This is a genomic window from Sediminibacterium sp. KACHI17 (genome assembly GCF_040362915.1).
Lineage (GTDB): Bacteria > Bacteroidota > Bacteroidia > Chitinophagales > Chitinophagaceae > Sediminibacterium.
The window spans coordinates 2,275,498-2,287,428 of record NZ_AP029612.1; the positions used below are offsets into that span (position 1 = coordinate 2,275,498).

An 11,931-nucleotide genomic window follows, 5' to 3' on the forward strand; every position below is an offset into this window, starting at 1 on the left:
ATATACGCCTAAAGAAAACCCCCGCAATTGCGGGGGTTTCTATTTGTAGTTATTAGAAAATTTAGACCGTTTCTAATGCCAAAGATTTTTGAACTTCATTAAAATCTGTACAATCCAATGCAGCTGCAGCTAACTCCATCATTTGATCCATTACAAATGGAGGTGCAGAAGCTTGTATGGCACGAAACCATTCAGCGATTTCTCTGATACTTAATCCTTTCATCATCCAGTAGCTATATCGCGCGTTTTTATCAGGAGGAAGAGAGCCTACGATCTCCATGGTTAGGTTGTGTAATTGCTCATCCGTATAATGTTGCCAGATCAATTCTTTAATGATCACTTCCTCCATATTCATATGTGATAAATTGAATGCAGTAAACTCGGCAAGCGAGAACTGTATTTGTCTTCCAGCAAAAATTTTATCGGAGGGCTTAACCGCGGCTTCATACTGTTCAATACATCCTTGCAAATGTGCTGCAAGCATATGATCCTTATCGTGCTGCTGTTCAAAATCTGCGATCACCTGTGGTGCTTTATCTGCAATCAATGTAAATACTTTTGTGTCTTCGGTATGCGCGTGCCCATCAAAAAGCCAGATCAGCTCTTTTAGTTGTGCAATTGTTTTGGAAGCTTCTTCCTCCTCTGTAAAATCTGTATGCTGCACCTGCAAAGAGCAATGATACAGCAGGGCTCTTAACCCCTGATGTATCTGATGAAAGGGGTTGTAACGTGATAATTGATTCATATGGTCGTTTTTAGTGTTTGCGCAAAACTGCACTAACGGTTTATATAGCTCAATCACATAAAAGTGTGGTTGCGGATGAGCGGCTTAAAACCAATGATGACGGCACTATTTTTACAAGAAAGAAGGTCCTCCGGTTTCTGTATAAACAGATAAAATGTATTAATTCGCAGAAGAATTAATACATTTAAGAAACGGAAACGCTGATACCCCTGCAGCGAATTTTAACAAGCAAGCAGATAAGTATGTATTCAATATTTAAGAGAACTGGTATCTTTTTTTCCGTCATTATTTTCTGTTGTTTTCTTTTTCCCTCTTCTTCTTTCGCGCAACTACCGGTTGCCAAACACGGTGTTATTGATTTACGAAATATAGATCTATCAAAACAATCTGTTCCACTGGATGGCGAATGGGGACTCTGCTGGGAAAAATTATGTGTGCCGGGAGACACTTCTAAGGAAATGACCGGTATGACCACCTTCCCCAAGCGATGGGATAATACAGTTGTTGGTGGGAAGAAAATCACAGCCCAAGGGTATGCATCCTATATGCTTACCATCTTACTTCCCAAAAACGCTTCAAATCTGGCATTGGATGTTCCGGATACTTATACCAGCTATAAAATGTTTGTGGATGATGCCGTTTTTGTTGAATCAGGAATACCCGGCACTTCTGCGGAAACGACCAAACCGAAGTGGCAACAATTTACACGGGAGCTATTCATAAAAAGAGATACCGTAAAACTCATACTTCAAGTAGCGAATTTTTTACACTCTAAAGGAGGTCCTTATAAATCTATTACGATCGGGAATAAAGACAAACTATTCAGTAAGAGAAACAGAGACAATGCCTTCAACTTTATTCTTACCGGAAGTATCATTATGTGTGGACTCTTCTTCTTTGGTCTGTACTTCTTTGGTCGTTACGATAAAACCATTCTTTACTTTGCTCTTTTCTGTATCACTTACAGTTATCGTATCATTGGAACATCCCAGTATTCTTTGCACACGATCTTTCCTGATCTTCCCTGGGCGTTCACCATTCACATGGAATACCTGTCATTGTTTGTAAGTGTTATCTTTTTTACACAGTATACACAAAATCTTTATCCGGAAGATTCTAACAAGCTCATTACTACTTTGGAAATGTGGGCATGTATCATCCTGTCACTGATCACACTGTTCTTCCCTCCTTCGGTATTTACACAGCTGATCAATCCGTTTTTAGTGGTTATGTTTTTTGTGATTGCGCATGCATTTTATGTATATGTCGTGGCCTATAGAAGAAAAAGACTCGGTGCAGGATATGCATTATTAAGTACAGGCGTTGTAATGATCATTTTTGTGATCATTAATTTGCAATACTTTGACTTTGTTGCTCCTCAAAAAGAACTGTTATTCATCGGTTATTTATCATTCTTCTTTCTGCAGTCATTGATTCTTTCTTATCGATATTCATACCTGCTCAATAAAGCCAGGAAGGAAGCGGAGCAGGGACTTGTTGCAAAAAGTGATTTCCTCTCCAATATGTCACACGAAATAAGAACACCGCTGAATTCGGTGATCGGTCTTTCACATATATTATTGGATAATCAGCCGCGTGAGGATCAGAAAGAACAACTGAATGTGTTACTTTTTTCTGCTAATAATCTTTTGAATATTGTCAACGACATTCTGGATTACAATAAAATTGAAGCGGGCAAGATCAATTTTGAATACATTGATATGGACCTGGTTCAGGTATCACAAGATCTTTTATCCGGATTGAAAACACTGGCTGATGAAAAAGGGATTGTATTACTCCTAGAAAAGGATCCGGCATTTAATCATCGTATCATCTCAGACCCAACACGCATCAGCCAAGTGATTGGCAATCTCTTGCAAAACGCCATTAAGTTTACAAGATCGGGTCATGTCAAGCTCATCATAAAACAGGAGAAGATCCAAAAACAACATATCACACTAACGATCAAAGTAGAAGATACCGGAATCGGTATCGCAGCTGAAAAACAGAAACTGATCTTTGATCGTTTTACACAAGCGGATACTTCAACATCAAGAAGTTTCGGTGGTACCGGACTGGGTCTTGCCATCTGCAAAAAAATTCTGGAGCTACAAGGGTCACAATTGCAATTAAAAAGTGAGCCGGGTAAAGGATCTGTTTTCTTTTTCACCCAGACTTTCCCAATATCACAAGTGTTTAATTTCTCACAAGGAGAACCCGTACTAGAAGAAATCGAAAAAGGCCGTCCGCTTTCAGGCGTTTCATTATTAATGGCAGAAGACAATGAGTTGAATGTGTTGGTTGCAAAAACGTTCCTCGAGAAATGGGGAGCAAAGATCGATGTGGCGGCCAATGGAGAAGAAGCCATTCGCAAGCTTGATACAAATAAGCATCAAATGATCTTAATGGATATGCATATGCCTGTGATGGATGGATATGAAGCAGTGAAGATCATTCGCAGTAAGGGGATCAACATTCCTATAATCGCACTAACAGCGAGTTTACCATCAGAGGTAGAAGAACGTGCACGCGATCTTTCTATCAATGCGATCGTTACCAAACCTTTTGAACCGGATGAGTTTCTGAAATTATTGATCAAGATCCATCATCAATGATCCAATAAAAATGCCTTGATTTTTTCAGCCAATAACTTCACATCCACTTGCTCTATCGGATGTGCGGTATTGGGTAAGATCTGATACTGGCTGTTCACTAATGCTGTTGCAGCATTTTGTGTTTCCTGGGATGATACCATATTATCTTTTTCACCGAGTAATACCAGTGTAGGACAATCAATCTTTTGCAATACAGCAACAGGAAGTAATGGATCTTTGCCTAGTGCTAATAACATGGCGGCTGTTTTGTGGAGTAGATTTTTCCATTCCGTATGACCATGTCTTTCTGCCAGCTGCTGAGCAAATGCCGGTACTTTTTCTTCGATAACTTCCGGTCGCAGCATTTTGGTTTCTTTGGCGGCTATTTCTTCACTCCATTCATATTTAGTACCCAGTGTAATGATCTTTTGAAAAATGCCGGGATATAGCGACGCTAAATAAACAGCAACATATCCTCCCATACTATAACCAAATACCATGGGCTTATCAAGTTGATGCTTTTCGATAAAATCGGCGATTGCTTTTGCAAAAGCCTGCATCGAAAAAGACTCAACAGGGTCGCTATTACCATGACCGGGGAAATTAAAGCAATACACGTCAAAGTAAGGACTGAGTTCACTTTTAAGTGATAACAGCTGATCCATCGATCCAATAGCCCCGTGTAGTAGTAATAGTGGTTGCATCTAACAAATATAAAACAAGGCCTTGACCCTTACTCAAAGTGGAATACAAAGAAATCATGTAAAAATCAGACGTTGATTTTTTGACTAAACTCCGCTCATTGTTCTTGTTTGACTGTTCAAATGAAAACCAAAATTCTTTTCTACGAACATTTTCATATTTGAATGCTAAAAGGAAAACAATGAGAAAGTTGCACCTGTTTTTAATGGGTATGATCCTGTTGAGCATTTCATCTCTTGCTCAGTCTTCAAAGAATGGAAAGATCTTGCTCACGCTTCGTAATGAGCAACAGCAATTGCTTGAAAATGCAACAGCTGAGTTATTACGCGTGAAAGACTCTTCGCTGATAAAAGCTTCGATCAGTGACAAAACAGGAGTTGTTGTTTTTGAAAATCTATTATCAGGAAACTATCGCATCCGCATTTCAATGATGGGGTATACGACTTCGTATACAGCACCCATTACTGTTACTGAATCAGCAGGCGAAGTCAATGCAGGCACTATAACCTTACAGGCAGCGGCCAATACCATGAGTGAGGTAACCGTGACCAGTCGTAAACCTTTTATTCAGAAACTCACAGATCGTATCGTAGTAAATGTAGAGAGCAGTATTGTTAGTGCGGGCAGTTCTGCATTGGATGTACTGGAGCGCTCGCCTGGAGTTAGTGTGGATCAGAATGATGTGATTGGTTTGAGAGGCAGACAAGGTGTTATCATTATGATCGATGGAAAACCAACACCGATGTCTGGAGCAGATCTGGCCAACTATTTAAGAGGCTTACCGGCAAATACGATTGAGCGGATCGATATTATTACCAATCCCTCTGCTAAATATGATGCTGCGGGTAATTCCGGCATCATTGATATCCGAATGAAAAAAGACCAACGTTTGGGAACCAATGGAACATTAACGCTGGGTTATGGTCAAGGTGTGTACCCTAAATCGAATGCCGGACTAACATTCAACCACCGCAACAAAAAAATAAATCTGTTTGGTAATTATACTTATGGTTACAGAATGAACATGAATCACCTGATCTTGGATCGTAATTTCTTTAATGAGAGTAAAGTGTACACAGGAGGTGATCTAAAAGATAATTATACCACATCTCCTTTTCATTTTCATAATACTCGTTTTGGATTTGATCTGTTTCCATCAAAGAAAACCATTATTGGTGCAGTGGTCAGTGCCAACTTCAATAACTTCGGAAGAAAAACAGTTAATGCATCTGATGTAATTGATGCGCAAAAGCAGAAGGTATCCACATTCGCCACACTCGCTAATAATAATGATGATGCGCAGAATGTAGTTGCCAATATCAATTTTAAACATTCATTCAACACCAATGGTAAAGAACTTACTGCGGATGTTGACTATGGTGAGTACAACTCTTCTTCACTTTCGAGAGTTGCTACTAAGTATTACAATCTTAATGGAACACCCTTGCAACCTGATTATATATTAGATGGTGATCAGGATGGAAAATTGATCTTGCGCACAGCAAAGATCGATTATTCAAATCCTTTAAAAGAAGGGGGCAAGTTTGAATTAGGTGCAAAGACCAGTTATGTGTCTGCGGATAATGATGCGAAATTCTTTGATATGAGTACTGGAATTCCACAAGATGATGTCAATAAAACCAATCGATTTAAGTACAATGAATATAATAATGCTGTGTATGTGAACTTTAGTAAAGAGTTCAAGAAGTTTAATATTCAGCTTGGCTTACGTGGTGAACATACCAAGATCAATACGCATCAGATCAAAGGCAATCAAAAATTCGACTCTTCCTATTTCCAGTTATTTCCGAGTGCATTTTTCAACTATAAACTGAAAGAAGATCAAACGCTGGGATTATCAGTGAGTAGAAGAATTGATCGTCCGGGTTATTCTCAACTGAATCCATTTTTGTTTTTGATTGATGTAACAACTTATGCAACCGGCCGGCCGGGTCTGTTACCACAACTTACCTGGTCTTATGAGTTGAGTTATACCATGAAGAACATCAATTTTACATTTGGGTATAGTCATACAAAACAAAATCAGAATATTGCTATTGCGCGTTTCAAAGATGTGTTTCCAAATTTACCGTCCAATGATAATGTAACAGTGCAGATACCGATCAACCTGAGCTCACAGGATTATTATGGTCTCACCGTTTCAGCGCCTTTGCGCGTTAACAGCTGGTGGAATATGGTGAACAATGGGAATGTATTTTATAATCACTTCAACGGAAAATTAGGCAGTACTACTTTGAACAATGGTAAACCGGCTTTTGATATCAGAACTAATAACAATTTTACCATGGGTAAAGGATGGATCAGTGAATTGAACGTGAATTATAATTCAGGTGGACAATATGGCTTCATGGTAGCCCGCCCACAGTGGGGATTGGCACTTGGTGTGCAGAAATCGATCTTGAATAAAAAGGGGACCATTCGTTTTAATGTAACGGATATCTTCTGGACCAACCTACCACGCGCAACCATCACATACAATAATTATATCGAGATATGGAGAGCTTACCGTGAAACACGTGTTGCTAATATAACTTTCACTTATCGATTCGGTAAAAATACCGTACAAGCCGCCCGCAGAAGAACAACCGCATCAGAAGAAGAAAGAAGCAGAGCAGGGAATTAATGTAGTTAATAGCTTATGGCCCATAGTCCATAGCAAGAAAAATATCGATTCTGCTATGGACTATGGGCCATCGACCATTAACTACTTCCCATGTAACTTCTCCAGCAACCTCAAATGTGGTTGCAGTTTTTTGAGTGTATTTTTTTGGAGGAAACTTTTGAGATGTTTGTAGAAATGGCTGTGATCATAGTAACCATAGTCTGCACTATTGAAAGTATCCGGATCAGTGGCCAGGTGTTCTGTGGCTTTTCTGATGCGCATGATCTGTATAGCAGTTTTGGTACTGATACTGGTAGCCGTTTCAAAATAACGCTGTAGTGTTCGAGAAGAGATATTGTATTGTTTAGCGAAATCTTCTACGGGGGTTATAAAATCTCTGTTGTTTTCACAATGTGCCAAAATTTGAGAAACAATTTCGATCGGCTTTAAAGAGCCGGAATATTGATCAATGATCTTTTCAAAATAATCAGTGAGTATGCTCACACGCTCTTCAAAAGAAGTAGATGTTTTGATCTTGACCAGCATACCCGAATCCATTAAATAACTCAATGGAAAAATGTATTCACGGTATTCTGAGAAATTGATCTTCTTTTCAAAAATAACCGGTGATATTTTGAACTTGATACCAAACAGCTTATTCCCTTTTTGATGAAAACACTCAATGGCCCGGTGACGAGGAAGAAAACCGTCGGTCTTCATATCAAACTTCTTTTCACCAACCTGCATAACAAAAGGAGTACCGAGGTTAATGAGATATGTGTAACCCGTGTTTGGAAATAAAGCATCTGAAAACCCTTTGGGATATGAATCCCACAGGTGATCAAAATCTGTCTCCCAGAAAAAATCTATGAAATAGGAAATGGACGAAGCTGCTTTTTGCCGCTTGTAATGTTGGTTGAAATGGTCGGTATGAAAAAATTCTACGTGTTGCACCTTGCAATAAAGATAGACAGCGTGCAAGGGCATTTACTTGTTAAAAAATGTTGTACGGTCAGAACAAATGATTAAATGAGTTTTGACTGTTTGGGATACCCCGAAGAAGGTGCATAGATGAAAAAGCAACTCCCATTTTGAATCGTTGAGATCAGTTCGCGATGAACAGACTGAGGTACTGCCGGACATCCCAGACTTCTGCCTAAATAGCCTTGTCTGCTTGCCACCACTTCTTCTGCATAATCAGCGCCATGAATCACGATACCTCTTTGCAGGGCCTTATCGTTGATGCCTTTTTCTTTTCCGATCAGTCGTAACGAAAGACCATGTTTTCCCTGATAAGGTTCACCGGTGGTGTAAAAACCAATGCTGCTTTGAAAGCTACTGGCTTTATTGGAAAATTTTTTAGCGATCAGCTTGCCTGAATTTTTTCCGTGCGAAACAAACGTATGAAACAACAACTCCCCTTTCAGCAGATCGATCACAAATAGTCTTTTTTGATTTGAAGGCAGACTAAAATCTACGACAGACAAAATATGGTCCTGAATAAGCTGCCCGCTCGACTTCAGACTTTCATATCCGGACAAGGCAAATTCATAGGCTTTTTTGGAAAGTCCAAGAGCCGCGAGATCCAGGTTTTCATATACAGCTGTGAGTGTGTTACTGGGTGCAGTACCAATATGCATCACAGGCTTTTCTTTAAAGGAAAAACCGGTAGCGATTACAAGACAGAGTAGAACTAGTTGACTTTTTTTGCTGATCATACATCCAATTTTCCACGCCACTTCAGCACGGGGGACGGCAAAACTAAGCCTGTTAACGGAAAGCAAGTGTAGTGCTGTTTCAGGTTTAACAGCTTATTGGGAGCATTTGGACATAAAAAAACCCGCTCAAAAAACAGAGCGGGTGCAGTTGGTTATTGGTTGTTAAATGCTTATGTATTATTAGATTAAGACATTCTTTTGTCAATCTCGCTGCGCAGCGAATCAAAAATTTCATCCACAGAGCCCTCTCCCTTGATATGAACCACTTTATCAAAGTTAGCATAGTAGTTGGCTACGACTGTGGTTTTAGCCTTGTATTCAGCAATACGGGCACGGATCACGGTTTCATTGGTATCATCACTTCTGCCGCTGGTTTTACCACGGTTCAATAAGCGACTTACGAGTTCTTCTTCACTTACATCCAATGCCAGAACCACTCCGATCTCAGTATTCTTTAGTTTCAAAAGCTTATCCAGGGCAATACTCTGGGCTTCTGTTCTGGGGAAACCATCAAATAAAAATCCTTTGGCCTGCGGATTATTATCAAGAGCGGAACTGATCATTCCTACTACAACTTCATCAGGCACCAGCTGGCCTTTGTCCATGATAGACTTGGCTTCCAGTCCCAACGGTGTTTGGGCTGCAATTTCGCTTCTTAATAAATCACCGGTAGATAAGTGCTTCAGTCCGTAAGCAGCGATCAGTTTTTCGCTTTGGGTTCCTTTTCCACTGCCCGGAGGTCCAAACAGAATAATATTAAACATGTACTAACTAACCTTACGTGAAGAACAAATATAAGCCCGATCGTTTAAAAAACATTTAACAACACATTAAAACATTGAATAACTGCAAATTGTAAGGCAAAAAACGACTGTTCGTCAGTTTAACAGTAAACTATTCGGCCACGATAAACGTAATTTTAATGTATCAAAAGTATTGGCATATGAAGGGATTCAAGATATTACTCCTTGCAACTTTAATAGTGCAGGGCTGTTATTCCCAAGAAACTAAACAGAAAGAGGTAAAAATGGACAGCACAGAAAAGAACAATCCGGTGTATTCAAGAACCGACAAATCAAAAGTGAACCTGAAAGAAGATGAGTGGAAGAAGATTCTTTCTCCCGATGTGTATTATATCGCTCGTCAAAAAGGAACAGAGCGTCCCTGGACCAGTAAGTTCGAAAATTTCAAAGAGATAGGTACTTATTATTGTGCTGCTTGTGGTAATGCCTTATTCAAAAGCGATACCAAGTTCGATAGCGGATGTGGATGGCCAAGTTTTTATGAGCCCATCAGCAAAAGCGCAATTATCTACCTGCCAGATAACTCACACGGTATGGTAAGAACAGAGGTACAATGCGGAAGATGTAAAAGTCATTTAGGACATGTATTCGAAGATGGTCCACCTCCTACCGGATTACGTTACTGCATCAATGGTGTGATCCTTGATTTTGAAAAAGCAGAAGCTGCTAAGAAAAAATACGAGGAAGGGAAGAAGGGATAGTAAGCAGCTTATAGCGGATGGTTCATGGCAAATGGGTATTGACTGTTTGTTATGAACCATTTTTATATAAGCACGACTTCAGATCTTAACTTTTTAAGGCCTTACCAAACGCATTTACAAGATCATTCAGCGATTGGTATAAGATTGTTTCGTTTACATTGATCAATGATTGATTATTTGTATCGGGCCTTGCCAATCGAATATTGAATTGCTGATTGAGCTTGGTCTGAAAAGCAGTACCATTGATATTTTTCGCTAATGTTAATCGATAGATATTGGTTCCCTGATTCAAAGGCTCAATACGAATATGATTACTCAAATTGAGTGTTTTGAATAATTGCTCACCTCTTTCCTTTGCAGCTTTGAATCTTTCTTCCACTCCTTCGAGTCTGTGCAAAGCCATGGCAGCATTGGTCCAGTTACCATACATAGAGCCACCATGTGTTTTAATAAGATGGGTCATTTGATCGATGATTGTGGCGTTGCCACAAAGAATAGCGCCTGCAGTAGCACCAAGATATTTGTAAAGAGAAATATAGACAGTATCAAAATATTGGCTGTACTCTTTGATCGATACACCCGACCATGCCGATGCTACATACAAGCGAGCACCATCCAAATGCATCGGTATTTTTTTAGTGATACAATAGTTCCTGATGGCTTTGATCTCATCAAGGGAAACCATTCTTCCATCACTTCTTCTTACCGGATTTTCAATTGAAACGGCACCAATACCTGTATCAAAAGCCTCTGCTGTACTCATTTCCTCGATTGTTTTCTTAAGCTCATCAGCAGTGAAATGAGTTTCATTTTTAGCAAGTGGTATCAACCTTTTCTGAAACACAGATTGTGCCGCATCTGCTTCATCACGAAAGACATGACTGGTTTCCTGAACAAATACTTTGCTTTTGTTGCCACTTAATACAGCAATGGCCAGTTGATTGGCCATAGTACCACTGGGCATGAAGATGGCTTTTTCTTTTCCAGTAATATCAGCGAATTTTTTTTCCAGTGCTTCTACAACACCGCCCACACCATAACGATCTTTTACAATAGCAGTAGTTTTATCAGCTTCCTGTAATACTCGGATATAATCAGTGGGTTCATACATTTCACCATCACCAAAAAACTTTACAATAAGCTTAGCAGGCCAGTCGCTACGAACAGAAGTATCATTACTGATTAAACCCGACAAAGGAAAAACGGCCGGAATGGCAAAGCTACCGGAGCTACGGAGAAAATTTCTTCTGTTAATTATGGGCATAACTGGAGTCTGTGTTATTGTAAATTTTTACTCTTGTAGTACCACAAAGCCGTTCAATAAATCATCACAATCTTTGATGTTTTCTATCAGCAGATTGTTTGTAGAATAGGTTACGAATTGAACAGATCCGTTTTTATTCGAGTAGTAATATCCATAATAGATAAATTGAACACCATTATATGTTCCTTTCATTTGTACCAGCAATACTTTTTGTCCATTTACGATCCTGAACTCTTCTTTTTGAATGGTGATATCTGGAGCAACTTTTCTCGCATTTTTGATCGCGATATCTTTTAGTGTTAAAACCGGAATTTCTGATTTCTCAGTGATCATCATAGCAAACAGATCATTGGTTTCTTCATGCAACTCATATTCTGCATCGTCATTGTTTTTATCAGTTTGTACTTTCCATTTTTTCGGATTGATCCAGAAACCGATATTGAATTTTTTACTCTTAAGTAAAAAGGTATTGGTAGATGGTTTTACGAATGGTGTTTTGTTAACTTCAACGGCTCTTGCAGAATCAGCACCATTCACATATTTCCAAGTGCCGTCTTGGTAAAGAATGACTTCCTCGCCAGTATCTGTAATCGCTTTTTTCTGCGCAGAAGCAGAAATAAAAAGGAAGGAAACAAAACACAGTAAAATATATTTTTTCATAAATTTTTTTAAAACGGTATCTAGTTGTTTTTATTCAGTACAATAGTCATGTCTGTGAAACAAGTCAGTGAATACAACACATGAACAACTTCTTTATAAAGCTAATACATTCAATAAATAT

The 11,931-nt window shown here is 39.1% G+C and carries 10 protein-coding genes; 3 read left to right on the forward strand and 7 right to left on the reverse strand.

The genetic code is table 11. The features are described 5' to 3' along the window. Window positions 1-61 precede the first annotated feature (61 nt). Window positions 62-745: a hemerythrin domain-containing protein gene (locus ABXG83_RS10095; protein WP_353548736.1), complete on the reverse strand. Its 684-nt coding sequence runs from the start codon at window positions 743-745 to the stop codon at window positions 62-64. 242 nt (window positions 746-987) lie between these two features. Here ABXG83_RS10095 and ABXG83_RS10100 point away from each other — a divergent pair, with 242 nt between their 5' ends. Continuing rightward, entirely contained in the window at window positions 988-3,360 is a 2,373-nt protein-coding gene (locus ABXG83_RS10100; RefSeq protein ID WP_353548737.1) for an ATP-binding protein, read from the forward strand. Here ABXG83_RS10100 and ABXG83_RS10105 read toward each other — a convergent pair. Beyond that, window positions 3,354-4,043, reverse strand: coding sequence for an alpha/beta hydrolase (locus tag ABXG83_RS10105; protein ID WP_353548738.1), 690 nt, complete (start codon window positions 4,041-4,043; stop codon window positions 3,354-3,356). The genes ABXG83_RS10100 and ABXG83_RS10105 overlap by 7 nt on opposite strands. 179 nt (window positions 4,044-4,222) lie before the next feature. Between ABXG83_RS10105 and ABXG83_RS10110 the strand changes: the two genes are divergently transcribed. Continuing rightward, a complete protein-coding gene (locus tag ABXG83_RS10110; RefSeq protein WP_353548739.1) occupies window positions 4,223-6,685 on the forward strand; it encodes an outer membrane beta-barrel protein in 2,463 nt (820 codons plus the stop codon). Window positions 6,686-6,766: 81 nt separating this feature from the next. Here ABXG83_RS10110 and ABXG83_RS10115 read toward each other — a convergent pair whose 3' ends face one another. From ABXG83_RS10115 to ABXG83_RS10125, 3 genes are all read right to left on the reverse strand, one after another. Next, window positions 6,767-7,384, reverse strand: coding sequence for a helix-turn-helix domain-containing protein (locus ABXG83_RS10115; protein ID WP_353548740.1), 618 nt, complete (start codon window positions 7,382-7,384; stop codon window positions 6,767-6,769). A 305-nt stretch (window positions 7,385-7,689) separates the two neighbouring features. Continuing rightward, window positions 7,690-8,382: a murein L,D-transpeptidase catalytic domain family protein gene (locus ABXG83_RS10120; RefSeq protein ID WP_353548741.1), complete on the reverse strand. Its 693-nt coding sequence runs from the start codon at window positions 8,380-8,382 to the stop codon at window positions 7,690-7,692. 185 nt (window positions 8,383-8,567) lie between these two features. Then, window positions 8,568-9,146, reverse strand: a complete 579-nt coding sequence (locus ABXG83_RS10125) for an adenylate kinase (RefSeq protein ID WP_353548742.1) — start codon at window positions 9,144-9,146, stop codon at window positions 8,568-8,570. Window positions 9,147-9,409: 263 nt separating this feature from the next. On the opposite strand from ABXG83_RS10125, the gene msrB reads away from it, so the two are divergent. Then, window positions 9,410-9,886, forward strand: coding sequence for a peptide-methionine (R)-S-oxide reductase MsrB (gene msrB, locus ABXG83_RS10130; protein WP_353548743.1), 477 nt, complete (start codon window positions 9,410-9,412; stop codon window positions 9,884-9,886). Window positions 9,887-9,971: 85 nt separating this feature from the next. Here the strand turns inward: msrB and ABXG83_RS10135 are convergent, their stop codons facing one another. Both ABXG83_RS10135 and ABXG83_RS10140 read right to left on the reverse strand, forming a co-directional pair. Continuing rightward, window positions 9,972-11,150, reverse strand: a complete 1,179-nt coding sequence (locus ABXG83_RS10135; RefSeq protein WP_353548744.1) for an aminotransferase class I/II-fold pyridoxal phosphate-dependent enzyme — start codon at window positions 11,148-11,150, stop codon at window positions 9,972-9,974. A 27-nt stretch (window positions 11,151-11,177) separates the two neighbouring features. Further along, a complete protein-coding gene (locus tag ABXG83_RS10140; RefSeq protein ID WP_353548745.1) occupies window positions 11,178-11,810 on the reverse strand; it encodes a hypothetical protein in 633 nt (210 codons plus the stop codon). Between the last annotated feature and the right edge of the window lie 121 nt (window positions 11,811-11,931).

Coding starts and splice junctions, on each gene's coding strand:
- ABXG83_RS10105 (WP_353548738.1), bottom strand. CDS start 4,043: ATGCAACCACTATTACTACTACACGGGGCTATTGGATCGATGGATCAG.
- msrB (WP_353548743.1), top strand. CDS start 9,410: ATGGACAGCACAGAAAAGAACAATCCGGTGTATTCAAGAACCGACAAA.
- ABXG83_RS10110 (WP_353548739.1), top strand. CDS start 4,223: ATGAGAAAGTTGCACCTGTTTTTAATGGGTATGATCCTGTTGAGCATT.
- ABXG83_RS10115 (WP_353548740.1), bottom strand. CDS start 7,384: ATGAAGACCGACGGTTTTCTTCCTCGTCACCGGGCCATTGAGTGTTTT.
- ABXG83_RS10095 (WP_353548736.1), bottom strand. CDS start 745: ATGAATCAATTATCACGTTACAACCCCTTTCATCAGATACATCAGGGG.
- ABXG83_RS10100 (WP_353548737.1), top strand. CDS start 988: ATGTATTCAATATTTAAGAGAACTGGTATCTTTTTTTCCGTCATTATT.
- ABXG83_RS10120 (WP_353548741.1), bottom strand. CDS start 8,382: ATGATCAGCAAAAAAAGTCAACTAGTTCTACTCTGTCTTGTAATCGCT.
- ABXG83_RS10125 (WP_353548742.1), bottom strand. CDS start 9,146: ATGTTTAATATTATTCTGTTTGGACCTCCGGGCAGTGGAAAAGGAACC.
- ABXG83_RS10140 (WP_353548745.1), bottom strand. CDS start 11,810: ATGAAAAAATATATTTTACTGTGTTTTGTTTCCTTCCTTTTTATTTCT.
- ABXG83_RS10135 (WP_353548744.1), bottom strand. CDS start 11,150: ATGCCCATAATTAACAGAAGAAATTTTCTCCGTAGCTCCGGTAGCTTT.